Raw genomic sequence first — 25190 nt, 5'->3', positions numbered from 1 at the left:
GAATGCGGCGTTCGCCGACATCGCGCCGCCGTCTGTCGCGCGCGAGTGGAAGACCAGCGGCTATCCGTTGTTCGGGATGTGACCCGCGACGATTTCGCAGAGCTTTGCCAAGATGGTCGGACTGGTCGGCAAGCTGCATCAGGCCGGCGTGCGGATCGTCGCCGGGACCGATGGCCATGGGCTCGAACTGGTCCGCGAACTCGAACTCTACGAGCAGGCTGGCCTCACCAATGGCGAGGCGCTGCAGACCGCAACGATCGTCCCGGCGCGGATGACCGGGATGGACGATCGAACCGGCTCGATTGCGCCCGGCAAGACGGCGGACATCATCCTTGTCGACGGCGACGTTTCGCAGGACCTCGGTAATCTGCGTCATGTCGAGACGGTGTTTCTCGACGGGTATTGCCTCGACGGAGCCGCGCTGCGGCAGGCGAGTGGTCTCAGCGGAATGCCCGAAATGACGGCGGACAGTCTGCGGCGCTGAGCGTACGCCGAGGACCGAGTTATAGGCGATGGGGCGGAGGCGCAGTTGAGCCGCGTGGCAAGCGACGATGCGCGAGAAGCGCCTGTCCTACAGTCCCATGTGTCGAGTATGCTCACCCGGCAACGCCACCGGGCGAGAGGCGCGGGTTCTTTCTCATTGCTGGATGACGGTCGCGACCGAAAGCGAGAACGCGAAAAAACAATGTGCTTTAGTGTGAACTTAACGTGACCTTAGCGTCCGAATTAACCGGATAGGCTTCTTGCAGCCGCCAGCGTCGCCCCTACCAGCGCATCGGTGGCGCTGACGACCGGCGCCGCGATGTCGCCGGGGGCGAACACCAGCGGGACTTCGGTGCACGCGGCGAGGATGACGTCGGCACCGGCTTCGACGAGCAACTGCGCCTGCGCGGCCATCGCGGCGCGGACGGCTGGGCCGGTGTCGCCGCGCTTTACCGCGTAGATCAGCGGCATGAACGCCGCCATGTCAGGGGCGATTACCGCGATTCCGGCGGCCTCGAAGCCATTATGATAGATACGAGAGGCCTGCGTCGCCTCGACCGCGAGCAGGCCGACGATGCGGGCTTCGGGCACCGCGGCGACGACGGTGGCGACCGCGGCGTCGATCATGCTGACGAACGGCAGCGGGGTTGCGGCGATGATGTCGGCGGCCCAGCTGTGCGCCGCATTGCACGGCATGACGAGGAACTCGGCCCCGGCGGCGGCGAGCCCGCGCGCTGTCTCGGCGAGCAGTCCGGCGGGCGAGGGGCCGTCGGCGACCATCGCGGCGTTACGGTCGGCGTGGCGCGGGTTGTTGTCGGTGATGACGCGAAGGTGGTCGCTCTCCTCGACCGCGCCGGTGGCGTGGTGGAGCTTGTCGAGGAAGTCGAGCGTTGCCGCCGGTCCCATCCCGCCGATGACGCCGACGGTTTTGGTCATGCCGCCAACACGTCGCGATAAGCGAACAGCACCGGCGCGCCGCCGGTGTGGACGAACAGGACGCGGTCGGTCGGCTTGAAGTGGCCTTCGCGCACGAGGCCGATCAGCCCCGCCATCGCCTTGCCGGTATAGACCGGGTCGAGCAGCACGCCTTCGGTCGACGCGAGCAGGCGGACGGCCTCGACCATTTCGGCGGTCGGGATCGAGTAGCCCGGACCAACCCAGCGATCGAGCGCCACGACCGAGTCGCGCGAAATGCCGCTTTTCAGCCCGGCGAACTCCGCCGTCGCCTCGGCGAGCTTGTGGACGTTGCCTTCCTGCTCGGCCTGCGGGCGGCGGACGTTGATGCCGGTGAGCGGGATGCCGGCGTTGGTCGCGGTCAGTCCGACGAGGAGCCCGGCGTGGGTCCCAGCGCTCCCGCTGGCGACCACGATGTGGTCGAAGGCGACGCCCATCTCGAACGATTGGCCGAGCAGCTCCTCGGCGCATGCGACATAACCGAGCGCGCCCAAGGGGTTCGACCCGCCGCCGACGATCGCATAGCCCTTGCGTCCCGAGGCAGCGAGATCGTCGAGTTGGGCCTGCATCGCGGCGGCAAGGTCGGTCCCGGCGGGAACAACGGTGACGCTTTCGACCCCGAGCAGGTCGAACAGCAGGTTATTGCCCGAGGCGTCGGCATGATAGCTGCCGGGGACACGCTCCTCGAGGATCAGGCGGCACTTCATGCCTTCGCGCACCGCCGCCGACAGCGTCAGGCGGCAGTGGTTCGACTGGACCGCACCGACCGTAACGAGCGTATCCGCTCCCTGCGCCAGTGCAGCGGCGACGAGGAATTCGAGCTTGCGGGTCTTGTTCCCGCCTCCCGACAGGCCGAGCAGGTCGTCGCGCTTGATCCACAGTTCGGGACCGCCGAGGTGCGCCGACAGATGCGGCATCGGCTCGATCGGCGTGGCGTTGGGGGTGTAACGGCGGCGGGGGAAGCGGGCGAGGTTCATGGCGTCAGGGTTAGCCCCTTCGCGCCGCGCCGTCATCCCCGTCGATAACGCGAAGTCGCCTGCGCCGACCCCTGTCCCATTGCGTACGGAACGGAAACGCGGGCGCGATTGTTACAGTATCACACCATCAGGATCGCCCCCATGACCATCGTCAAATTGCTGCGCGTTGCCCTTATCGGCGGTGCTGTCGCCACGCTCGGTGCGTGCGCCGACGGTTATGGGTATGGCGGCGGAGGCTATGGCGGCGGCGTCGCTTATGCCGGTGGGTATTCGGGACCGCTGGGTTACGGCGGCGACTATTACGGCGGCGTCGGCTACCCCGGCTATGGCTTCTACAACGACTATTATTACCCTGGCACGGGCATTTACGTGTTCGACCGCGGCGGGCGTCGCCGCGCGTGGAACGACGACGAACGCAACCATTGGCAGCATCGCGGTGAGTTCCGCGGCAACCACCTTTATCAAGGCCGTCAGTTCGATGCGCGCCGCGACCGCGCGTACATGGCGGACCGCGGTGCATCGTACCGCAGCTTCCGCCAGTCGGCGCGGCAGGGTGGCGGCGGGCGGCCGCAGGGCCAGCAGGGGCATGGCGGCGGACGGCCGCACAACTAACTGGGGATCGGGGTCGGCCTTCAGCTAGAAGTGCCACCCCATCGAGGTGACGACCCCGGTCTCGGGGCGGCGCATCCCTTGGACGAAACCGATCCGGACTAAGCCGAAATCGACCCCGACCTGCGCAAGGAACTGGCGGTTCCCGCGCAGGTCGACCGGGTTGGCTGCGAACGTCAGCGACCGGGAATCGAGATCATAGCCGTTGCCGAGCGTTAGCGTGGCGCCGCCACTTTCGACGTTGAGCGGCTCGGCGACGCCGACCGTGACGCGCGCGATCCCGATGTCGCGCCCCGCCTCGATCCCGAAGCGCGAGGTGACCAAGGTCGACGGCGCGGTCAGGAGTGAATTCGTCGCCTCACGCAGCGCAGTCATCCCGATCGAGCCGTAGCCGGTGAACGACCAGCGACCCGCCAACCGGATATAGCGCGCCTCGCCAAAGCCGGTCGTCGTGGCGCTCGCGAGTTGCAGCGCACCAGTCGAACGGCTGCCGAATACCGCACCGTTTTCGCTGATGACCCCGCCGCCGAGGCTCCATCGGCCATTGCTCCAGCCAACGCCGGCGGCATCGACGCTGGCTGTGGCGATATTGCGGACGGCACGAGATCCGCCGGTGCCGGCGTCGAAGGTCAGCGCGCCGTCTCCTAAGGGAACGATCGTCCGCGCCCCTGTCGTCACCGCCCCGGCATACGCCGCGAGCGCCAACGACGGTGCCCCAAGTCCCGCAACGGCGCTCCCTGTCCACGGTGCATAGCCCTGGGTAAAGGCAATCTCGGTCCCGCCCGTCCGAACTCTGATCTCGGTTCCTGCCAGCCGCGCGACGGGTTCACCCTCGCGAACCGGGCCGCTCGCATATTCGATGTCGCTGGTGACGCTGAAGGCCAGCGTGCCAGAGGTGTTGCGGCGGATCGTCCGTGTCAGCCCCGCGACCGCGCCGATGTTGCCCGACGACCGGACGATGCCACGCGCGTCGGCGGTGAAGTCGCGCCCGAAGGCGTCGAGGATCACGGCATGACTGAGCAGCTTGGTGATCGACCCGGTCCCTGTCGCCGATGGCAGAGCGAGGCTGGCAGATGCGATCGGTGTCGTCGTCCCGGTTTGCGTCACCAGAACCGGATCGACCGGGGACAGCGCGGCCTTGATGTCGAGCAACCCGCGCCCGAAGACCGGATCGGTCCCCGGCGCGCCGATATCGCGCGCGGTCGCGAGGATCACGTTGCCGGCGTCCTTGCCCGACAGCTGCGGCCACTTCTGCAGGATCAGCGCCGCCGTCGCCGCGACCAGAGGCACCGCGCCGCTGGTGCCGGTGAACTTGTAGAAGCCGCCGCCGTTCGCCGGGTCGGCAGCGATATTGTCGTACGGCGCGGTGATATAGCGGTCGGCAAGCGTCCCAGCCTGCCCCGACGATGGATCGAGGGTGAAGGTCGTCAACGAGTTCGACAGACCGCCGACCGAAATCCAGCTGCCGCGGTTGGCGGAAGATACAAGCTGGATCGATTCGGGATTGGCCGAGCCGCTGTTTCCGGCGGCGATCACGAACAGTCCGCCGACGCTGGCGAAGCGGTTGATCGCGGCGGTCAGCGACGGCGACGCGCCGCCGTCGATGCCGAGCGAAACCGACAAGATCGGGATCTTGACGCTTGCGGCATAGTTGATCGCGGCCGCGATGTTTGCCCCTGACAGCTCCTCGTTCGGCGAGCCGTCGGCGTTTGGCATGTCGGTCTTGCTGTCGTCGATCCGCAGGAGGGCGACACTCGCTTGCGGCGCGATCCCGACACTGCCCTGTCCGTCACGGTTGGCGGCGAGCAACTCGGCGACGATCGCACCGTGGAGCGATGACGGGTTGAGGCCGATGTCGTTGCGGGCGGTGGCGGCATAGCTGCCATCGGCCTGCTTGGTCAGGATGTTGCCGAAGTCCTTGCTCAGCGCGGACTGCCTTCCGGCGAGTTCACTGTCGCTGGTGGTGAAGCCGCCGTCGACGATGCCGACGGTGACACCCTTGCCGGTGAGCCCCGCATCGGCGGCGTAGAGCGCCCCGATCAGCTCGTACGAATTATAGTTGGCACGGTATTCGGCGGTGTCATTGACCGACCGCGCGGCGGGGCGGGGTGACGCGATCAAATCGGATGGAACGATGGTAGGAGTCGGCGCTGGCGTCGTCACGGGCGGGGGCGTGGTGACCGGAACGGTGACCGGGGCGACAGGCGGAGCGATTGTCGCTGGCGTCGCGACATCGCCGCCGCCACAGCCAGACAGCAACATCGCCGACGCCAAAGTTGCGATCGACACATGCGCTGCGCCCCTGCCCGTCGATCGTAGCGCCACAGTTGCCCACCTCGCGTTGCCCTAGCTCTAGCATGGCGCACGCAGACTAGGCGGTCACGATTAATGTGTGGTTGGCAAACCGTTAAGTAATTGATTTAGCGCCGAAACGATGCGGTCGACATGGAACGGTTTGACGACAAGGATACTGCCGTTGACACCATGTCGAACCCACTCGTGCGCCGCACCTCCGGTCGTATAGACCACCGGAATGCACGGGCAGGCTTCACGCGCGCATCGGGCGACATGCCAGCCATCGGCCCCGGCGCCCATGTTGATATCGGTGACCAGGGCATGGATGTGCGGGTTCATTGCGATCATCGAGAGTGCCTCGCCGCCGTCGTTGGCAACGACGACCTCGAAGCCGCTATCGGTCAGCGCATCGCAGACCATGTCGGCGATCAGCGCTTCGTCGTCGACGACTAGAATTGTTGTCGCATTGGGCACGATGTTTTCCACGACATCCCGCCCAGATGACGGATCGTTAAAACAACAGTCCGGGCATCGTACAGTTTCATACCGACCCGAAACAATTCGTCAGACACCTGCTGCGGGGGGAGCGGGAGAGTTGAGCAGGCTGGCGATCGCGGTGATGATCTGCGCCGTGGCAAAGGGCTTGCTTACCAAAATGCTGCGCGGCACGCCGTGCACCGCCCATTCGTGGGCGACACCGCCGGTCATATAGACCACCGGAAGGTCCGGATTGAGTTCGCGGGCACGGCGCGCCACCGACCAGCCGTCGGCGGTATCGCCCATGTTGATGTCGGTGATGATTCCGCAGATCGCGTGGGTCTCGTCGTTGAGGACTGCCATCGCCCGGTCGCCGTCATTGGCGCTGATCACGGCGAAGCCCGCGTCTTCGAGGGCGTCGTGGACCATCTCGGTGATCAGGATCTCGTCGTCGACGAGGAGGAGCGTGAGGGAAGACGCCATCAAGTCAAGATCCGACAAGCATTATGAGACACATGCGACTCGACCACTGAATTCACCCGTCAATCGAACCAATCGGGCGCGGCATATCGCATTAGTGACAAATCAACCAATGTTTTCAGCAAAACTACCATCCGGGAGGGGCGAAGGTTCACCGTGCGGTCATCGACCGGGCGTGATAGGATCGGATTATGAACCTGTCCGTCCTGTCCGGCGCCGCCGTCCTGATGCTGGCCTCTGTCGCAGCAATCGCCGATCCGGTGACGCCGGTCGTTCCTGCCGACTCCCCCGCAGGCCCTCCGGTTGAGCATCGCCTGTCGCCCGCCGATGCCGATGCGGCGATCGAGGCGGGGGCCGAGCGCAACCGCGCCGCCGAGGCACTGGCGACCGCGCGGCTCGACCCTGCGCTCCAGCTTCCCGGCGAGGATCGGCCGCGCGATAAGAAGCTCCACGGTGAGGCCGGCGTCGCCTTTGGCTCGAACGGCGAGCGCGAGCTGTTCGGAACCGTCAACACCTCGCTCGGCGGCGACAGCACCGCGTCGTTCTCGTACGACAATACCCAGTTCGGCCGCCAACGGTACCGCACCCGCTAGCCCGCGCGGCGCTCCCGGCCTACATAGTCGGCGATGGCAAAGCAGCACCTCTACCTCGTCGACGGCTCGGGTTATATCTTCCGCGCCTATCATCGGCTCCCGCCGCTAACCAACCCCGACGGGACGATGGTCAACGCGGTCTATGGCTTCACGACGATGCTGTGGAAGCTGATCGAGGAGCTCAACAAGGCGGAGGCCCCGACCCACCTCGCGGTGATCTTCGACGCCGGCAGCATCACCTTCCGCAACGATATGTACGACCAGTACAAGGCGCACCGCCCGCCGCCGCCCGACGACCTCGTCCCGCAGTTCCCGCTGATCCGCGACGCGGTCCGCGCTTTCTCGGTCCCGTGCATCGAGCAGCCGGGCTTCGAAGCCGACGACATCATCGCGAGCTATGCGCTAGCCGCGATCGCCGCCGGGTTCGATGTTTCGATCGTGTCGTCGGACAAGGACCTGATGCAGCTCGTCCAGCCGGGGCTCGACCTTTATGACACGATGAAGAACTGCCGGGTCAACCGCGAGGATGTGATCGAGAAGTTCGGTGTCCCCCCCGAACAGCTCGGCGAGGTCCTCGCGCTGATGGGCGACAGCGTCGATAACGTCCCCGGGGTCCGCGGCGTCGGGCCGAAGGGCGCGGCTGAGCTGATCCAGCAGTTCGGTACGGTCGAGGCGATGCTGGCGCGGCTCGACGAGGTCAAGAAGTCCAAGCTGCGCGACAACCTTGCGGCGTCGGCCGACATGGCCCGCCTGTCGCGCGAACTCGTCCGGTTGAAAGACGACCTGCCGCTCGAGATCCCGCTCGACGAACTGACGCTGCGCGAGCCGCCACACGCCCCGCTTGCCGCGTTCCTCGCCAGGCACGGCTTCCGCTCGCTGCTGGCGAAGCTCGGGCGCGAGGTCGAGGCGGCGCATGCCCCGGTCGTCGAGGACGCCCCCGCCGCGCCGTTCGACCACAAGAAGTACGAGTGCGTCACGACGCTCGACCGGCTCGACTGGTGGCTCGCCGAGGCGACGCGGCGCGGGGTCGTCGCGGTCGACTCCGAGACCACCGACCTCGACCCGGTCCGCGCCGACCTTGTCGGGCTGAGCCTCGCGCTAGAACCCGGGCTCGCCTGCTATATCCCCGTCGGCCATAAGATCGGCGATGGCCTGCTCGCCGAACCCGTCGACCAGCTCGACCGCGCGACGGTGATCGAGCGGCTCAACCCGGTTTTTGCCAACCCGGCGGTCCTCAAGGTCGGCCAGAACCTGAAGTACGACATGATCGTCTTCCGCCGCCACGGGGCGGCCGAGATCGCACCATATGACGACACGATGCTGATGAGCTTCGCGCTCGATGCCGGGCGGTGGAACCACGGTGTCGAGGACCTGTCGACCCGCCACCTCGGCCACACCCCGATCGCCGTCAAGGAGCTGACCGGCACCGCCAAGTCGCGGATCAGTTTCGACCATGTCGCGCTCGACCGCGCCACCGAATACGCCGCCGAGGATGCCGACGTCACGCTGCGGCTTCACGGCAAGTTCGCCGCGCGACTGTGGCGCGAGGAGGTCACGACCATCTACCGGACCGTCGACGCGCCGCTGATTCCGGTGATCGCCGACATGGAGATGGCCGGGATCAAGGTCGACCGCGCCGCGCTTGCCGGCCTGTCGGCGGCGTACGAGATCGAGATCGCCGGGCTCGAAACGCAGATCCACGACATGGCGGGCCACAAGTTCACCATCGGCTCACCTAAGCAGCTTGGCGAGGTGCTGTTCGACAAGCTCGGCCATGCCTCGGGCAAGAAGTCGGGCAAGACCGGGGCGTTCGCGACCGACGTCACCGAGCTCGAACGCCTTGCCGCGAGCGGCGTCGACATCGCCGCGCGGGTGCTCGACTGGCGCCAGCTGACCAAGCTGAAGTCGACCTACACCGACGCGCTCCAGGCGCAGATCAACCCCGCGACGGGGCGCGTCCACACCTGCTTCGGCCTTGCCAATGCGAGCACCGGGCGGCTGTCGTCGACCGACCCCAACCTTCAGAACATCCCGATTCGGACCGAGATGGGCCGGCGGATCCGCTACGCCTTCGTCGCCGAGCCGGGGCACGTCATCATGGCCGCCGACTATAACCAGATCGAGCTGCGGCTGGTCGCGCACATCGCCGACGTCCCCGAACTGAAGCAGGTCTATGCCGAGGGCGGCGACGTCCATAACCTGACCGCGCAAGAGGTGTTCGGCGAGGTCACGCGCGACACCCGCAACCGCGCCAAGACGATCAACTTCTCGATCATCTACGGCATCTCGGCGTTCGGGCTGGCGCAGCGCCTCGGCATCGATCGCGGCGAGGCGGCGCGCTACATCGACCTGTACTTCAGCCGCTTCCCCGGCATCCGCAACTACATGGCCGAAACCATTGCCTTCGCCCGCGACCACGGCTTCGTCACGACGCTGTTCGGGCGCAAGGCGAACGTCCCGATGATCGCGTCGAAGGTTATGGGCGAGCGCCAGAACGCCGAGCGCCAGGCGGTCAACGCCCGCGTCCAAGGGACCGCCGCCGACATCATCAAGCGCGCGATGGCGCGGATGCCGGGGGCGCTTGCGGCGGCCGGGCTGACCGGCACGCGGATGCTCCTCCAGGTCCACGACGAACTGGTGTTCGAGGTTCCCGACGCCGAGGTCGAGGCGGCGACGGCGGTGATCCGCGCGACGATGGCGCACTCGCACACCCCCGCGGTCGACCTGTCGATTCCGCTCGGGGTGGAGATCGGGACCGGGGTCAGTTGGGGCGACGCGCACTGAGGGGATGGCCTGGGGAGTTGGAAGTCCACGAAGTCCACACGAAACGGGGGGGGTATTGCGGGCCTGCATCCGAGCGTGTCTGCCCGAAGTCCACGGGGGTGCGAGTCGGTGGAGCGAGTCGCTGCCGCGTTAACTTCCAACGGTCATTGCGGCGTGGCTCGCGCAGTCGGAAGTCCACGAAGTCCACACGAAGCGGGTGTTTTGCGCGCGCGTTTCCGCCGGTGTCGCGACCCGGCAATACTTACGATGAGAATACTGCTCCCGCCGCCCAGTAGCGACTCGACGGTAGGAGGGTATGCCGAAGGCCGGGGTGTAGGACAGGGGTGAGTAGTTGATCCGCCCCGCGTGCGCGAAAGAGCGAAGCTAGGCCTTCCGCCCCGACCCGCTCTTCTTCCCGCCGCCGTCCTGCTTGTTTACGGTCGCCCACGCCCGCGCCTCGGCTTCCTTGTCGGGCACGCCCTTGGCCTCGTAGCTCTCCTCGATATGCTCGGCCTTGCGCTTCTGCTTGTCGGTGTACGCGTCCTTGTCACCCTGCGGCATGGCGCTCCTCCTCGCTGAACGGGCAGCCGCTGCGCGCCGACCGCTCGCCCTGCAGCGTGGCATAGACCGACTTTCGCGCGCGCATGACGCCGCCGAGCGGCTGGTGCGCGGCGAGACCGTGCCACGGCGAGAAGGCGAGGCCGTCGTCGATCGCATGGACCTGGTCGATGCTCCACGACGGCTGTGCGGCCGCGCGCAACCGAGCGACGGTGACGTGCGGGCTGGCATCCTCGGGCCATTCGACCGACGCATCCTCGATCGGCATCTTCTCGAGGTCGGTGCATAGCTGGACCCGAATTTCCCATTCGCCGCCGCCGTTGGCGAACGTCTTACCGATCGCCTCGCGCAGGAAGTTCTGATGGTCGGACTCGACCTTGGCATCCTTCAACTCCGCCAGCGCGCCGACGGGCACGCACGAGAGCTTGGCGATATAGTCGCCGTAGCGGACCGGCACCTGGGTGTAGAAAGTCTCGCCGAGCGGGTTGGTCAATTTGTGCCCGCCGAGCGCGACAAGCGTGCCCGACTTGGTGCCGACGGCTTCGAGCAAAGCCTCGATCCCGCGCGCGGTCGCCGAGAACGCACGCTTCAGCCCCTCGGCCTTGTCGGTCGTCGCAGCGAGCATCTTGACCGTGCCGAGGAAGTCCTTCGGCGTCGCGGCGGCGAACGTCGGCCCTTCGACCATCAGGAAGTCCTGCGTCGTGTCGGTCGCGCTCCCCGACAGCTGGTCGCCGTCGACCCCGTGGATTTTGATCGCGATGCCGCGCGGGGTCGAGACGTGGTCGTCCATCAGGTCGCCGGGCGACGTCGAGAGGCGGATCGACGTCTTGTACGTGCCGGGAGCGGCGAACAGTCCCTGCGAAAGCTCGGGCGACAGCCCGCCGAGAACGGTGAGTTCGCCGTCGAGGAGCGCGTGGCTCTTGGCGTGGACCGCGCGGATCGCCTTGGCTTCGTCCTTGAAGGTCGTTGCCGAAATCGACTCCATTGCCTCGGTCAGCCCGGCGATCGTCTCAGCTTCGTCGGCGGCGGGGGTCTCGACGGACGGGGTAAAGCGGACGGCGGGCATAACGTATCTCCTCGGGTCGATCATCCAACCGCCCGCTGTGGAGGCGGTTCCGCTAGCGTACCGTAATCCGGGCATGGTCGAGCAGCCGCGTTCCGTCGCTCAGCGTGATGCGGTGCGTGCCGGGAACAGGGCTCCAAAGGCGCGCGCTGCCCAGATCGCGGCCGTCGATCGCGACGCTGCCGCCCCCGGCAACCCCCGTTCCCGCAACGATGATCGCGATGCGCTGGCGGGCAGGCGGGATGTCGGGGTCGAGCGCGATCACCGTGCCGTCGGCTGGGGCGACGATCCGCGGGCGCTGTTGCTGCGCGGCGACGCGGACGACCGACAATTCGGTGCCGGGGACGAACAGCTCGGTGCGCGGCGGCTCGACTGCGGGGACGTAGCTTACCGCGCGGGCGACGGTGCCGGTGCGGGCGAACGGCACGGCGGGGACGTCGCGATGGAGGTGGAGCATGATCTCGCGCCACGTCGGGGCCGCGCCGACGACGCCCGACACCCCCGCCGCCATGGAGTCGCCCTCGAAATTGCCGACCCAGACCGCGACGGTGAAGCGGCGGGTGAAGCCGATGCACCAGTTGTCGCGCAATGCCTTCGACGTGCCGGTCTTGACCGCGGCGGGGAAGGGCAGCGCGAGGCCGTTGTCGGGGCCGAAGGTTGCGGTCCGCGCGGCAGGGTCGCTGAGGATGTCGGCGACGATCGAAGTCGCGGGGGCGGCCATGACGCGGCGGTCGGCGATGGCGGTGCCGGGTTCGAAGCGGAGCGGCGACCACAGTCCGCCGCGCGCGAGTGCCCGGAAGGCGGCGGCCTGTTCGACCAGCGTCACCTCGGCCGAACCGAGCGCGAGGCTGAAGCCGTAATAGTCGCCGTCGCGCGAGATGCCACGATACCCCGCATCGAACAGCCGGTCGCGGAAGGCGTCGACGCCGACGAGCAGCAGGGTGCGGACGGCCGGCACGTTAAGCGAGTTGCCGAGCGCCGACCGCACGCTGACCGGCCCGCGGAAATTGCGGTCGTAGTTCTGCGGGATGTAGAGGCCCGAGGCGGTGTCGAGGTCGACCGGGGCATCGTCGAGGATTGATGCCGCCGTCAGCAGCCGCCGCTCGATCGCGAGTTCATAGAGGAACGGCTTGAGCGACGATCCCGCCTGCCGCGGCGACCGCGCGCCATCGACCGCGCCCGACCGCGATTCGGGGCCGCCCGAGCCGACATAGGCGAGAATGTCGCCGCTGGCATTGTCGACGACGATCGCCGCGCCGTCGCGGGCATTGCGCGCGCTGAGCGACGCGAGCTGGCGGTCGAGGGTCGCGCGGACGAAGGTTTGCAGCTCGAAGTCGATCGTCGTGCGGACGGTCGTGCGGCCCGGTGCGATCAGTTGTGCGGCGACTTGCGGAGCGAGGCCGGGGTCGGGCAGGGGGCTGCGCGGGCCGAGCATCTCTGCGGTCCGCAGCTGGATTTGGGCGCAGGGGATTGTGCTCGCGGCGCAGGCGCGGCGGGCGACGGCGGCGGGGCTGGCGCGGGGGGCTGGGAGGAGGCTGGTAAGAATGCGGGCCTCCGTCCGGTCGAGCGCTTCGGGCGGCTTGCCCGCAAGCGCCCGGGCCGCCGCGTCGATGCCGACGAGGTCACCGCGGAAGGGGAGGAGGTTGAGCCACGCCTCGAGGATCTGCCGCTTGCTCCACCGGCGTTCGAGCGCGAGCGCGGCGCGCGCCTGCGTGATCTTCTGCAGCGCCGACCGGCTGCCGCTCGACCCGAGCCCGGGGTCGAGCATTGCTGCGAGCTGCATCGTGATCGTGCTCGCCCCGCGTCTGGTTCGCCCGCGCAGCCGGTCGCGGAATGCACCGCCTGCGCCGCGCCAGTCGACGCCGTGGTGGCTCCAGAAACGCCGATCCTCGGCCCCGACCGCGGCGGCGACGAGCGGCGCGGCGATGCGGTCGAGCGGGATCCAGCCGAGGCGGCGGGTCGAAGCGTCGGCGCGGACGATATCGAGGACGCGCCCGTCGCGGGCGAGGAGGCGGGCTTCGGAGGTGTGCCACGCGGCGCGGACGGCGGGGTAATCGGGGAGGGTGGCCGGTCGGGTCGCGAACCACAAGGCAGCGAACGCGACGGCAAACGCGGGCGCCGCCCAGCGCACGCGGCTCAAGGCCGCGCCGCCACCTCGACCGGGGCGTTCGGGACCAGCGCCATCATCTCGGGCGAATACAGCGCCTCGACCCGCGTCGGCGGCAGGCGGAAGGTTCCTGCGCTGTTCAACCGGACGGTGTATTCATACGCGACCATCGCCTTGGGCATGCTCTCGTAATGCGCGTGGACCGCCTCGGTGCGGCGCTCGACGAAGGTCGGCTGGACCCCGGTCGTCGCCTCGGTCGCGAGGATCTCGCTGCGCCCGCCGAGCGACCCGCCGAGGATCGTCGCGCCCGCCGGGACCGGGTCGTTGATCACCACCCATTGCAGCGGCGCGCGCGGGGTCACCTCGACGCGGACCTTCATCACGTCGCCGCGGCTCCAGTGTCCCGGGACGGCTTGCGTAACGGGAGCGACCGAGCGCCGGACGGCGAAGCCGCTGGCGAACGGCGCGGTGAGCGGGACGGCGGCGCGCGACGTCACGATCGCCCATGGCGCGCCGGTCCCGGCGTGGGTCAGCGTGAACGGTGCCGGCCCGCTTGGCCATGGCAGCGTCGCGAGCGGCGGCGCGGCGGCGGTCCACGCGAAGGCGTGCGACGCTGTACCCAGTGTAGCCGTCGTCGTGCCGGTGACCGGCGTTCCCTCGAACGCCGCCGCGAAGCCGCGCATCGCCAGCGTGCCAATCGCGTTCGCCGGGGTCGAATCCCAGTGCCCGCGCGACTGGTCGAGCATCAGGCCGCGCGCGATGCGGGGGACGTCGGCGCGCCAGTCGGGCAGACCGACGACCGCCTCGAGCAGCCGCGCCGCAGTCAGGTCGGGCGAGCTGAGCAACTGCCACTGGTCGTCGGCGCGGGTGATCGTCAGCCGCGTCCCCTGCAGGTCGAGCCGCGCGCGGAGGACGTTGAGCGCCTGTTGCAGCTTGCCCGCGCCGTCGGGGATGCCAGGGAGGCGGAGGACAGTAACCCAGTCGATCAGCGTCGCGGTCGGCCACGCATCGGGGGCGACCGACAGCGGCTCGACCATCGCCGGGGTCGCCGCGCCGACGCTCAGCAGCGCCGCGACCGCGCCGAGCCGCCGCGAGGCGCCCTCGCCGTCGAAGCTCGCGGTGCCGACGATGCCCTTGCCCTTCTCGACGACGACGACGTTCTCGTGCGACCGCGCGACCTTGCCGCCGACGAAGCCGGTCAGCCCGGCGATCATCTTGCCCCGCGCGTCGTCGGGCAGCGGCCAGCCGCTCTCGGCGGACAGCCGCAGGATATAGCCAGTTAGCGAATCGTCGCCCGCGATCCAGTCGGCGGGGAAGAAGCGAACGAGCCCGTCGCGGTCGAGATATGCGGGGAGCAACGCCGTCGTCGCGTCCCACTTTGCCCGGTCGCCGGTGGCGACGGCGACCGACAGGCGCTGCTCGATACAGTCGTACGGGTAGGCTGCCATGTACGCGCGGACGCCGGGGAGCGAGCCGCCGAGCGAACGGCTCAGCGCGACGTCGATGCCGCCGCGCCCGGGGAGCGCGCCGACGGGGAGGGCGACGGGGAACGATTGCGGCCTGTCGACCTGGAGCAAAGTCGCCTGCAGCGTCTCGACCGGTACGGCGGGGATGACCGACTGCGCGACGCGCACCGCGTCCTTCGCGCCGGTCGTCGCCTGCGCGTTGATCGCCCACGCGACCGGGCCGCTGGTCGCTGGCGCGGCGACGTCCCACGCCACCGTCGTCGCGTTGCCCGCTGGAACGTCGACGATGCGGTTGGCGAGCGCGGCGCTCCCGGCGCTGCCGCCGACGGTGACGCGGAACGGCTTGCCGGTCGCGTTACGCACAAGGACCGTCGCGGTGTAGCGATCGCCCTCGCGGACCAACGGCGGCACCCCGGCGAGCAATTGCAGGTCCTGCGTCGTGCGGACGACCGCGCTGCCGGTGCCGAACAGGTCGCTGCCGCCGGTGGCGATCGCGACGAGGCGGAAGGCGCTGAGCGAGTCGTTGAGCGTCACCGGAATCGCTGCTCGGCCCTGCGCATCGAGCGGCACGCGCCCGCGCCACAGCAGCAGCGGGTTGAAGTCGCGGCGGACGGTGCCGCCCTCACCCTCGCCGCCGCCGCCTCCGGCCGCGACCGCCTTGCGGCCGTAATGGCGCTTGCCGACGACCTGCGTCTGCGCGGTCGAGGTCAGCACCGCGAGCGGGCGGTCGGCCATCATCGCGGTCAGCACGTCCCAGCTGTCGTTGCCGTGCAGCTGGAGCAGCGCCTCGTCGACCGCGGCGAAGGCGATCTCGCTCCCGGCGGGAAGCGCGCGGCCCTTCGGCGGAGTGACCTGCACCATCGTCTGCGCGACCTTGCGGACGGCGTAGCTCGGCGCGTCGGTCGCGACCTTGACCCCGAGGCGGTGATCGTCCCAGCCGACGCGGATCTTCGCCATGCCGAAGCGGTACGACGGCTTGGCGAGGTCGACGAGGCTGGTGGGGGAGGCGGCCTCGCGGCTGATCCACGGCAGGTTCCAGCGGCGGGCGAGGTCGGCGAGCCACAGCCGCCACCCGGCGACGCGCCCGCGCACCGCGAGGACCGAGACATAGACGTCGGGGGCATAGCCGCGCTTGAGCTTGACCTCGACGACCGCGTCCTTGCCCGACAAGGTCGTGACGAAGCTGTCGATCACCCCGTCGCGCAGGACGCTGACGAGCGCGGTCGCCTCGCGGAACGGCATCCGCACCTGGAGCCGCGCGGTTCCCCCGGCGGCATATTCGGGGGCCTCGGGGACGACGTCCATGCGGTCGCCGTTGTCGCCGCCGAACCACCAGTCGTCGTCGCCCGCGAGCCACAGCGACTGCGTCGCGCGGGCGACATGGCCTGCACCGTCGGTCGCGGTGGCGAGGGCGATGACCTCGCCCGACACCCCGGCGTCGATCTTGCAGCCGAGCATCCCCTTGTCGTCGGTGGTGCCGCTGCAGCCGCCGCCGATCTTCTTCGTCTCGCGGCTGTTGTCGTAGCTGTAGAAGCCGCCGATAAGCCGCTTGCGGTACGAATAGGTCTCGCGGCTGAACAATTGAACGCTGATCTTCTGCCCGCGGACGGGCTTGTTGGCGAGGTCGAGCGCGACGAGGTTCAACCGCACGTCGTCGGACTTGGCGATCCAGCCGTCCTTGGCGATGCCGATCCGGACGCTCGCGGGGTCGAGGCTGACCGAGCCCTTGGCGGTGGCGACCTCGCCATTGGCGTCGTCGTAGTCCATCTCGGCGACGAGGGTCGACGGCACCGTCACCGGGGTCAATTTGTCGATCGTGATCCGCGCGGTGCCGTTCGGCGACAGCGTCACCGGGTCGACGCGGGCGCGGGTCGCGGTCGGGGTGCTGGGCTCGTCGGCGCCATCGAGGCGGACGATGCCGGGGACGATGTCCTCGCCGGTGAAGCTGTATTTGGGATAGTCGGCGATCGTCAGGTCGCGCGGCTGGACGAGGGTGCGCAGCTTGACCGGGGCCTTGTTGACCGCGCCGCCCGACAGATAGGCGAGGCTGAGGTCGATCGCGACCTGCGTCGGCGCGACCTGCGGCGTGCGCGGCCCCTCGACCCGCGCGCGGATCGTCGGCAGGCGGAATTCCTCGACGGTGAAGTGCCCCGAATCGTGGCGCTGGCTGCTGCCGCGCTCGCCGATCTCGACGGCATATTCGCCTAGCGCGGCGGCGGCGGGGATCGACCAGGCGTTCTCGCCGATCCCATCGCGGCCGATCGCCGTGTCGAGCTCGTAGGTCTGGTCGGAGCCGAGGTGGCGGATGATAATCGTCGGATCGACGAGGTGGGCCGCGGGGCCGAAGCCGCCATCGGTCCGCGCGCGAATGATATGCTTCATCGACACCCGCTCGCCGGCGCGGAACAGCGTGCGGTCGAACACGGTGTGCCACGCGGTGCGGTCGAAGCCGTAGCCGGTGTCGAGGCTGAAATCGCCGGGCGCGATGCCCTTGTTCCAGTCGGTCAGGGTGAAGCTGTAGTCGTCGGCGGTCCGGGCGCTGACCATCAGCGCTGCGGGGCCGTATTTGCAATTGCCGTACGACGAGGGCTCGGGGAGCACGTCGCCGATCGCGGCGCGGCCGCTCGCGTCGGTCATCCCCTGCCAGAACAGCTTGCCGGTGCAGCTGTCGAGCACCGCGATTTTCGCTCCCGCCACCGGGCTGGCGTCGGCAAGGTGGGTGACCCACGCAAGGCTGCGGCCCCGGCCCCATTGGAAGTGGACCGCCATGTCGGTGACGAGCGCGCCGGTCGCGACATAGCGCGTCCCGCCGCGGCCGAGCAGCGCCGCGCCGAGCCGGGGGGAGGCAAGCTCGACGACGTGGAAGCCGCGCCCCGACAGCGGAATGCCGACAACCTCGAACGCGCGCGGGTCGCGACGGTCGATGGTGAAATGGCGCGCGGGGGCGGCGGCAGCGATCAGCGGGGTGTTGCGGGTGGTTTCGATGCGCTTGACCCGTTCGGTCCCGGCGATCGGCTCCTCGTCCTGCGTCCGTTCCTCGGCATCGTTGAGCCGCACCAGCCAGGCGGCGACCGCGGCATCGGTGGTGACCGAGACGTCGCGCCCGCCGAGTGGCCCCGCGTCGCTGCCGCCTAGCCTGCTTTCGACCGCGCGGACGGTGACGGGCAGAACGCCGCCCTCGGCTGCTTCGATGATGCCGAAGGTCGAAGCGAACTTGACCAGCGGCGGGGCGTCATCGGTGGCGACGTCGAGCGGGAAACGCGCGGCGTTGACCAGCGGGCGGCCGGCGTCGTCGGCGAGGTTGGCGGGCATGACGACGCGGAACTTGGTGCGTTCGGCGAACGGGCCCTTGAACTCGACCGAATCGACAGTCTGAACGTGGTCCTTGATTGGCGTCGCGGCGAGTTCCTTGCCGCTCGCGTCGACCAGCTTGATGCCGCGGGCGATGGCGGCAGGAACCTGCCCGGCAAAGCGTACCGTCATCGGCTCGATCGGCGAGCACGCGGCGGCGGGGTTAGCCCGGCTGCACTCGAAGCGCGCGCTGAACGCCGGGCGGACGGTGAAGTCGAGGCGGCGCGGACGAAGCGTAGCGAGACCGTCGGCGGTGCGGATGCCGGCATTCCATACGATCGCGACGCGACCGCCCGACGGCAGCGCGCGGCGGCACTGCGCGGCGACGACGACGGCCTTGGGCTGCGGCGTCTCGCCCGAATCGGCTTCGGGCGCGATCGCTCCGGCCCGGAGCAGGAAGCGGCGCATCCGGTAATCCTGCTCGGCGCCGTCGGTGATCTTCGCCCGCGTCGCGTCGGGCAGGATGTCGAGCGGCACGGCTTCGCCGACGCCGTCGATAATGCACGACGCGCCGGCGGTCACCGACGCCGGGGTCGGTGCAGCATTGAGTGCGAGAAGGAAGACCTGGTCCTCCTCGATCTGCCCGGCGCCGTCGTTGGGGACGGCGACGCGGATGTTCGGGCCGCCGGTATCGAAGACGAAGCGCTTTTGCCCGGTCAGCGCCGCGCCCCGCGCATCCTTGATCCCCGGCGTCAGGTCGTAGGTGCAGCGCCGCCCGCCGCTGAGCGGTGCGGGCAGGTCGATCGCATAATTTTGCGCGTCGACCCAGCGGCCGGTCGCGCCTTCGCTGCAGTTTCCCGCGACCGGGGCGGGCAGGCGCGGGTCGCCGAACGCGACCATCGGGGTGGCAAAGCGGAGCTTGATCTGCTCGACGCGTTCGACCGATCCGGCGGGGGCAAACGCCGCGACTCCGGGTGGCGAGTCGCCGCCGGCACGCCCGGTGAGCAGCGCGCCGAACACGGCCACCCCCATCGCCACTACCGCCGTACGCCACCGTCCCGCCATAACCGTACGATGCCGGAGGCGCGCATCGGCGGCAAGTCCTTCGCCGGAATGTCATATCGCGCCGGAAATGAAAGTTCGCGACGCCGACGCAGCCTGTTGCTTCAACGTAAATAGAAGTTTACTATAAAATTTAATCGCGTGGCCACTTTTTGAGTGGGGATCGAATGCTGGACTACCGGTTCTTCAAGCTGAACGCTGGTGGCGTCGTCGACACCGCGCAGGTGCTTCGCCTGCCGAGCGACGAGGCTGCCGTGGTTCATGCGCGCGGCTTCGGCAACGGGAGCGCTGTTGAAGTTTGGGTCGGCGCGCGCCGTCTCGTGCTCCTGCCGCCCGCGGCGCATCCGACGGCGAACACGTATCTGCAGCGTGAGGCCAGTCGCTAGGAGCCTGACCGCGCATCTGGCATAGCCGCGCCGATGCAGTATAAATTTCGCGAAACAGCCGTTGGCACCGTGGCGACGATCGAGTCGTTTGCGGCCGGTCCGGCGGCACCGCTGGTTCATTTCGCCCACGCGACCGGCATGTGCGCGGCGCTCTACCGCCCGCTGTTCGATCGCCTGACTCCCCACGTCAACGTCGTCGCGAGCGATTCGCGCGGGCATGGCTCGACGCCGCTCGAGGCCGATCCGGCGGACATGACAAGCTGGGCGACTTATGCCGACGATCTCGCCGCGCTGCTCGCGGTCCTGCCGGTGCCGCCGGTGCTGATCCTCGCGGGGCATTCGATGGGGGCGACGGTCAGTATGGAGTGCGCGGCGAGGATGCCCGGCACCGTCCGCGCGGTCGTCATGGCCGAACCTGCATTCGTCGCGTTCGCCGCCGCCGCCGACTGGAACCCGGCGCGGCCCGGGGGCAATCCGCTCGCCGAACAGGCGCTCCGCCGCCGCGCCGTCTGGCCGTCGCGCTATGCGATTCGCGCGGCGTACGACGGGCGCGGGGTCTTTGCTTCATGGCCCGATGGCGCGCTCGACGCGTATCTCGACGGAGGTTTGCGTGACCGCGACGACGGGCAAGTCGAACTTGCCTGCGCACCGGCGTGGGAGTCGGCCACCTTCGCCGCGGTGTCGCCCCGGCTCGAGGCGGCGGTGACCGGATGGCGCGGCGGGCTGACGGTGCTCCACGGCACCGAACGCAGCACGGTCAACCCGACCGATGCGGCGGCGATTGCAGCGCTGCCGGGGGTGACGGTCACGCGCTTCGACGGAGTCGACCATTTCCTCCCGCTCCATCGGACGGCCGAACTGGCTGATGCGATCCTCGGCTTTGCCTGAACTGCCCGGAACGGCGATGGTGGCGTGGCGTTGACCTCCACACCGACGGGACCCTCGATTATGCGCCATCTCTATCCGATCGCCCTCGCGGCGCTGGCCCTGTCGGCGTGCGGCGAGAAGGCGACCCTCCCGGTCGCGTCGGGGATGGGGGCCAACCCGTCATTGCCTGCGCCGAACGCGACCTTGCTGCCGACGGTCAACGTCGCCTCGGTCCAGCGATGGGCAGCAGGCGCGAAGCCGGTGGCGGGTCCCGGGCTGCAGGTCGCCGCCTTCGCCGAGGGGCTCGATCATCCGCGCTGGCTGTACGTCCTGCCGAACGGCGATGTCCTTGTCGCCGAGACGAATTCGCCGCCGAAGCCCGAGGATAGCAAGGGTATCAAGGGCTGGGTCCAAGGGCTGATCATGGGCCGCGCCGGGGCGACGGTGGCGAGCCCGAACCGTATTACCCTGCTTCGGGACACGAAGGGGACCGGGGTCGCCGACGTCAAGACCGTGTTCCTCAAGGGACTCAACTCGCCGTTCGGCATGGCGCTGGTCGGCAACGACCTTTATATCGCCGACACCGACGCGGTGCTCAAGTTCGCCTACACCCCGGGCGCGACCGCGATCGCGACTCCCGGGACCAAGGTCGTCGACCTCCCCGCCGGACTGATCAACCACCACTGGACCAAGAACATCCTCGCCAGCCGCGACGGCGCGACGCTGTACGCGACGGTAGGGTCGAACTCGAACGTCGGCGACAACGGCCTCGCCGCCGAGACCGGGCGCGCCGCGATCTGGGCGATCGACCTCAAGACCGGGACCCACCGCATCTTCGCCAGCGGCCTGCGCAATCCGAACGGGATGGGCTGGGAGCCGGCGTCGGGCAAATTGTGGACCGCGGTCAACGAGCGCGACGAGATCGGCTCCGACCTCGTCCCCGATTATATGACGAGCGTGACCGACGGCGGCTTCTACGGCTGGCCGTTCAGCTATTACGGCCAGAACGTCGACGTCCGCGTCAATGACCAGCGCCCCGATCTCGTCGCCCGCGCGATCAAGCCCGACTATGCCCTCGGGCCGCACACCGCTTCGCTCGGGCTGACGTTCGCCAAGGGCGATTCGGCACTGCCTGCCGCGTATGCCGATGGCGCGTTCGTCGGCCAGCACGGCTCGTGGAACCGCAAGCCGTTCAGCGGCTACAAGGTCATCTTCGTGCCGTTCGCGCAGGGCGTGCCGAGCGGACCGGCGGTCGATGTCCTCACCGGGTTCCTGACGGCGGACGGCAAGGCGCAGGGCCGCCCGGTGGGGGTGACGATCGATGCAAAGGGCGGGCTACTGGTGGCGGACGACGTCGGCAACAAGGTCTGGCGCGTGACCGGGGCGGCGCAGACCGCGAGTCGGTAAGGGTGATGGGACGCCTTTAACTCCTCCCCCGTCTTCGGGGGAGGAGTTAGACGTCACGGCCGGTAATCCCGCTCGACGTGCCCCGCCAGTTCCGCCTCGCTGAACCACACCGGCTTGAACTTCTCTGCCGCGAACAGCGCGCTCTGGTCGCTGTAATGCCGCGACCCGGGGCGTTCGATCGCCGCCCCGTACGGGCTGATCGACTCGGAATGGACCTGCCCGTCTTTCCACTCGACGAGCATTATGAAGCTGTCGCCGAGGTCGGCGACGCGGGCACCGCGCTTGTCGTCGATCTTCGAATACACCGCGCGCAACTCCTCGGGCCCGCCGATGACGGGGATATCGGTTGTCCCGCGGACGATCCGCAGCATGTCGCCCAAGGGCGGGTCGAGCCGGTGGGCGTGCGTCATCAGGAAGGCGACGTCGGCGGCGAGCGCCTCACGCGCATCGGGCAGCGGGTCGCCGCGATAGCCCTGTCCCGCCGCCGACGACAGGACGAACATCGCCAGCGCATCGGCGGGATTCTTGCCGTCGAGCGTCCAGTCCCACGTCCGCAGCAGCGCCTGTGCCTTCGCGATATTGGCATCGCCCTTCGGGTCGACCGCGAGCACCCGCGCGATCCATGTCCCCGCCCACGACTGCCGCGAATAGCCCTTGTCGAACTTGATCCGCAGCAGGTCGGCGCGGCTGATCTTCGCGGTCCCAAGACCGGCGAACAGGTCGCGGAAGCGGTAGGCGCGGTTGGTCATGTACGTCTCGATGCCCTGCGCGGGCAGGAAGCTGCTCGGGTCGAGATTGTCGCCTGCGCCGGTCGCGACGAACGGGGTGTTGTTCGAATTCGCCACCCAGCCGCTTTTCGGGTCGACGATCGCCGGGTCGGCGGCGATGGGCTCGTAGCTCGTCCAGACGTCGCGCGAGGTGTCGCCGGGCAGGACGCCGAGCCAGTCGAACCCGGGAGTGCGGTGCGGGAACAGTGCATTATAGACCATCGCGATATGCCCGGCCGCGTCGGCGTAGATGAAGTTCGTCGCCGGCACCGCCTGCATCGCCATCGCCGCGCGCCACTCGCCGAAGTCGCGCGCCTTGTTGAGCCGGTAATATTGCTCGATCTGGCGGACGTCGCCGAAGCCGGTGTAGCGCACCGCGAAGCTGCCGAGTTTGTTGGTCACGACCGGCCCCTGCCGCGACCGCGCGATCATCTTCGGGATCGGCAGGACGAATGGGCCGAAGCGGACGCGCAGCCAGACGCGGTGCGTCTCGAGCGGCAGCCACTGCCCGTCGTAGCGATAGTGCGTGCCGTCGGCGCTCATCACAAGTTTGTAGGTGTCGATCAGGTCGGGGCGGTTGACGGTGTTGGTCCAGCCGAGCGTCTTGTTGTGCCCGAGCAGGACGAACGGCGCTCCCGGGAACAGCGCCCCGGCGAAGTCCCAGCCCTCGCCCGAATGGACCACCGCCTCGTACCACGCGACCCCGCCGGTCCACGGCTGGTGCGAGTTCGAGATCAGCCGCGTCGTGGCGTCGGTCGAGCGTGCCGCGGTCACGGCAAAGCCGTTCGACCCGCGCTCGCTCGCCGGGGAGGCGTCGCGTGGCGGCAGCTTGCTGTCGTTGAGCGCGCCCAAGGTCCGGTCGAGCCCGAAGAAGAACGGCGAACGCAGCGCGAAGCCCGCGACGACGTCGTGGCCGGTGACCGGGAACAGGTTCGACAGCCGAACCTCGCTCGCGTGGGTGTCGGCGTAGCGGTTGATCCCGGCGGCATACGCCTCGACGAGCGCACGGGTCGCGGGCGACAGCGTGTCGTACTTCGCCGCTGCGGTGCCGCGCGCGTCGATCAGCGCGCCGACATAATCGATCTTCGCCCCCTCCGCGCCGCTGATCGCCGCCGACCGCCCGCGAATCGCGGCGAGCAACTCCTCGATCGTATGGAAGTCGTCTTCCGATTCGGCGTAGGCGAGGCCATAGGCGACGTCGGCGTCGGTCTTGCCGTCGATGTGCGGGACGCCGAAGCTGTCGCGGCGGATGCGCGCGTCGTGCGCGACCTTGGTGTCGGGGGCCGGGGAGGCGGCGGTTAGCGGCTCCCAGACGATCAGCCCGATCGCGACGAGGACGAGGAACACGACCAGCCCGACCGCCGATTTCTGCCAGACACGCATCGCTTACTCCCCATGACCTCGCCGGGCCTTTGCCGGGTTAAGCCATAGTTGGCCGATCAACTCAAACCGCGTTGCCCGCCGCCACCCCGCTCGCCCACGCCCACTGGAAATTATACCCTCCCAGCCAGCCGGTGACGTCGACCGCCTCGCCGATCGCGTACAGGCCGGGGACCGCGGTCGCGCCCATCGTCTTCGAACTCAGCCCGGCGGTATCGATTCCGCCGGTGGTGACTTCGGCCTTGGCGAACCCCTCGGTGCCGGTCGGGATGACGCTGAACGCCGATACCCCCGCCGCCGCCGCGTCGAGCGCGCGGTCGTTGAGGTTGGCGAGCGTGCCGCCGAGCCCCAGCCGCGTGCTCAGCGCGCTCGCCAGCCGCGAAGGGAGCAACTCGCCGAGCAACGTCGCTCCCTCGGCGCGCGGGCGGGTCCGGCGGCGATCGCGCAGCCATGCGCCGACGTCGGTCCCGGGGGCGAGGTCGAGCGTCACCGCGCCGCCGTGCCAGTAAGACGAGATCTGCAGGATCGCCGGGCCCGACAGTCCGCGGTGGGTGAACAGCAAGGCCTCCTTGAACACCGTCCTGCCGATCGACGTGACGGCATCGACCGCGACCCCGCTCAGCCCGCGGCACAGGTCGAGGAAGTCGGTGCTGAAGGTCAGCGGGACGAGGCCGGGGCGCGGCTCGACGATCTTGAGCCCGAACTTGCGCGCGACATCATAGGCGAAGCCGGTCGCACCGAGCTTCGGGATCGCCGGGCCGCCGGTGGCGAGGATCAAAGCGGAGGCGGTAAAGTCGCCGTGATCGGTGGCGACGCGGAAGCCGCCGCCGTCATGGTCGACCGCACTGATGCGGTGGCCGAGCCGCGTCTCGACGTGCGCCGCATCGCATTCGTCGACGAGCAGCGCGACGATCTGCCGAGCCGAGCCGTCGCAGAACAACTGGCCGAGGGTCTTCTCGTGATACGCGACGCGGTGCTTCTCGACGAGCGCGACGAAGTCCGCCGGGGTATAGCGCCCGAGCGCCGAGCGGGCGAAATGCGGGTTGGCCGACAGGAAGCGGTCGGGCGTCGCGCCGATGTTGGTGAAATTGCACCGCCCGCCGCCCGAAATCAGGATCTTCTTCCCGGGCTCGTCGGCGTGGTCGAGGAGGAGGACGCGCTTCCCCCGCGCACCCGCGGTCGCGGCGGCCATCATGCCGGCGGCT

17 protein-coding genes and 1 pseudogene are annotated in these 25190 nt (G+C 68.9%); 7 read left to right on the top strand and 11 right to left on the bottom strand.

The window, feature by feature from the left end:
- Positions 1-112: 112 nt before the first annotated feature.
- Entirely contained in the window at positions 113-484 is a 372-nt protein-coding gene (locus tag KTC28_RS22945; protein WP_255602146.1) for an amidohydrolase family protein, read from the top strand.
- A 242-nt stretch (positions 485-726) separates the two neighbouring features.
- Here KTC28_RS22945 and cuyB read toward each other — a convergent pair whose 3' ends face one another.
- Together cuyB and cuyA are read right to left on the bottom strand one after the other, a co-directional pair.
- On the bottom strand, positions 727-1419 hold the full coding sequence (cuyB, locus tag KTC28_RS18230) for a cysteate racemase (protein WP_216709081.1): 693 nt from the start codon (positions 1417-1419) through the stop codon (positions 727-729).
- Entirely contained in the window at positions 1416-2414 is a 999-nt protein-coding gene (gene cuyA / locus KTC28_RS18225; RefSeq protein ID WP_216709082.1) for a D-cysteate sulfo-lyase, read from the bottom strand. The genes cuyB and cuyA overlap by 4 nt, the downstream gene beginning before the upstream one ends.
- A gap of 141 nt (positions 2415-2555) precedes the next feature.
- Between cuyA and KTC28_RS18220 the strand changes: the two genes are divergently transcribed.
- Positions 2556-3026: a hypothetical protein gene (locus tag KTC28_RS18220; protein ID WP_216709083.1), complete on the top strand. Its 471-nt coding sequence runs from the start codon at positions 2556-2558 to the stop codon at positions 3024-3026.
- Positions 3027-3050: 24 nt separating this feature from the next.
- Here the strand turns inward: KTC28_RS18220 and KTC28_RS18215 are convergent, their stop codons facing one another.
- The 3 genes from KTC28_RS18215 to KTC28_RS18205 form a co-directional block, all read right to left on the bottom strand.
- Positions 3051-5312, bottom strand: a complete 2262-nt coding sequence (locus tag KTC28_RS18215) for a S8 family peptidase (protein WP_223132262.1) — start codon at positions 5310-5312, stop codon at positions 3051-3053.
- 96 nt (positions 5313-5408) lie between these two features.
- On the bottom strand, positions 5409-5804 hold the full coding sequence (locus KTC28_RS18210) for a response regulator (RefSeq protein ID WP_216709085.1): 396 nt from the start codon (positions 5802-5804) through the stop codon (positions 5409-5411).
- 78 nt (positions 5805-5882) lie between these two features.
- Positions 5883-6278, bottom strand: coding sequence for a response regulator (locus KTC28_RS18205; RefSeq protein ID WP_216709086.1), 396 nt, complete (start codon positions 6276-6278; stop codon positions 5883-5885).
- Between the two features lie 188 nt (positions 6279-6466).
- Between KTC28_RS18205 and KTC28_RS18200 the strand changes: the two genes are divergently transcribed.
- Both KTC28_RS18200 and polA read left to right on the top strand, forming a co-directional pair.
- Entirely contained in the window at positions 6467-6868 is a 402-nt protein-coding gene (locus KTC28_RS18200; protein ID WP_216709087.1) for a hypothetical protein, read from the top strand.
- A gap of 33 nt (positions 6869-6901) precedes the next feature.
- Positions 6902-9652 carry a DNA polymerase I gene (gene polA, locus KTC28_RS18195; RefSeq protein ID WP_216709088.1) on the top strand — a complete coding sequence of 917 codons (2751 nt, stop codon included), beginning with the start codon at positions 6902-6904 and terminating at the stop codon, positions 9650-9652.
- 372 nt (positions 9653-10024) lie between these two features.
- On the opposite strand, the pseudogene KTC28_RS18190 reads toward polA, so the two are convergent.
- The 4 genes and pseudogenes from KTC28_RS18190 to KTC28_RS18175 all read right to left on the bottom strand — a co-directional run.
- Positions 10025-10192: pseudogene (locus KTC28_RS18190) on the bottom strand (plasmid stabilization protein); the annotation flags it as partial.
- A complete protein-coding gene (locus KTC28_RS18185) occupies positions 10179-11255 on the bottom strand; it encodes a catalase family protein (protein ID WP_216709089.1) in 1077 nt (358 codons plus the stop codon). The gene KTC28_RS18185 and the pseudogene KTC28_RS18190, both read right to left, overlap by 14 nt.
- A gap of 52 nt (positions 11256-11307) precedes the next feature.
- Entirely contained in the window at positions 11308-13383 is a 2076-nt protein-coding gene (gene pbpC / locus KTC28_RS18180; protein WP_216709348.1) for a penicillin-binding protein 1C, read from the bottom strand.
- 5 nt (positions 13384-13388) lie between these two features.
- Positions 13389-19142: an alpha-2-macroglobulin family protein gene (locus tag KTC28_RS18175; protein WP_216709090.1), complete on the bottom strand. Its 5754-nt coding sequence runs from the start codon at positions 19140-19142 to the stop codon at positions 13389-13391.
- Between the two features lie 203 nt (positions 19143-19345).
- Here KTC28_RS18175 and KTC28_RS18170 point away from each other — a divergent pair, with 203 nt between their 5' ends.
- From KTC28_RS18170 to KTC28_RS18160, 3 genes are read left to right on the top strand one after another with little or no spacing between them, the layout of a single operon-like run.
- Positions 19346-19564 carry a hypothetical protein gene (locus KTC28_RS18170; RefSeq protein ID WP_216709091.1) on the top strand — a complete coding sequence of 73 codons (219 nt, stop codon included), beginning with the start codon at positions 19346-19348 and terminating at the stop codon, positions 19562-19564.
- A 33-nt stretch (positions 19565-19597) separates the two neighbouring features.
- A complete protein-coding gene (locus KTC28_RS18165; RefSeq protein WP_216709092.1) occupies positions 19598-20452 on the top strand; it encodes an alpha/beta fold hydrolase in 855 nt (284 codons plus the stop codon).
- Between the two features lie 60 nt (positions 20453-20512).
- The gene (locus tag KTC28_RS18160; RefSeq protein WP_216709093.1) at positions 20513-21838 is read left to right on the top strand and encodes a PQQ-dependent sugar dehydrogenase; all 1326 of its coding nucleotides are present in this window, start codon (positions 20513-20515) and stop codon (positions 21836-21838) included.
- Between the two features lie 53 nt (positions 21839-21891).
- Here the strand turns inward: KTC28_RS18160 and KTC28_RS18155 are convergent, their stop codons facing one another.
- Both KTC28_RS18155 and KTC28_RS18150 read right to left on the bottom strand, forming a co-directional pair.
- A complete protein-coding gene (locus KTC28_RS18155; RefSeq protein WP_216709094.1) occupies positions 21892-23988 on the bottom strand; it encodes a penicillin acylase family protein in 2097 nt (698 codons plus the stop codon).
- 61 nt (positions 23989-24049) lie between these two features.
- Positions 24050-25180, bottom strand: a complete 1131-nt coding sequence (locus tag KTC28_RS18150) for a BaiN/RdsA family NAD(P)/FAD-dependent oxidoreductase (RefSeq protein ID WP_255602466.1) — start codon at positions 25178-25180, stop codon at positions 24050-24052.
- Positions 25181-25190 lie beyond the last annotated feature (10 nt).

Origin of the sequence: Polymorphobacter megasporae, assembly GCF_018982885.2 — a bacterium.
Taxonomy (GTDB): domain Bacteria; phylum Pseudomonadota; class Alphaproteobacteria; order Sphingomonadales; family Sphingomonadaceae; genus Polymorphobacter_B; species Polymorphobacter_B megasporae.
The sequence above is the reverse complement of the archived record's forward strand: the minus strand, read 5'-3'. Positions and strand labels throughout refer to the sequence as shown.

Coding starts and splice junctions, on each gene's coding strand:
- KTC28_RS22945 (WP_255602146.1), top strand. CDS start 113: ATGGTCGGACTGGTCGGCAAGCTGCATCAGGCCGGCGTGCGGATCGTC.
- cuyB (WP_216709081.1), bottom strand. CDS start 1,419: ATGACCAAAACCGTCGGCGTCATCGGCGGGATGGGACCGGCGGCAACG.
- cuyA (WP_216709082.1), bottom strand. CDS start 2,414: ATGAACCTCGCCCGCTTCCCCCGCCGCCGTTACACCCCCAACGCCACG.
- KTC28_RS18220 (WP_216709083.1), top strand. CDS start 2,556: ATGACCATCGTCAAATTGCTGCGCGTTGCCCTTATCGGCGGTGCTGTC.
- KTC28_RS18205 (WP_216709086.1), bottom strand. CDS start 6,278: ATGGCGTCTTCCCTCACGCTCCTCCTCGTCGACGACGAGATCCTGATC.
- KTC28_RS18200 (WP_216709087.1), top strand. CDS start 6,467: ATGAACCTGTCCGTCCTGTCCGGCGCCGCCGTCCTGATGCTGGCCTCT.
- polA (WP_216709088.1), top strand. CDS start 6,902: ATGGCAAAGCAGCACCTCTACCTCGTCGACGGCTCGGGTTATATCTTC.
- KTC28_RS18185 (WP_216709089.1), bottom strand. CDS start 11,255: ATGCCCGCCGTCCGCTTTACCCCGTCCGTCGAGACCCCCGCCGCCGAC.
- KTC28_RS18170 (WP_216709091.1), top strand. CDS start 19,346: ATGCTGGACTACCGGTTCTTCAAGCTGAACGCTGGTGGCGTCGTCGAC.
- KTC28_RS18165 (WP_216709092.1), top strand. CDS start 19,598: ATGCAGTATAAATTTCGCGAAACAGCCGTTGGCACCGTGGCGACGATC.
- KTC28_RS18160 (WP_216709093.1), top strand. CDS start 20,513: ATGCGCCATCTCTATCCGATCGCCCTCGCGGCGCTGGCCCTGTCGGCG.
- KTC28_RS18155 (WP_216709094.1), bottom strand. CDS start 23,988: ATGCGTGTCTGGCAGAAATCGGCGGTCGGGCTGGTCGTGTTCCTCGTC.
- KTC28_RS18150 (WP_255602466.1), bottom strand. CDS start 25,180: ATGATGGCCGCCGCGACCGCGGGTGCGCGGGGGAAGCGCGTCCTCCTC.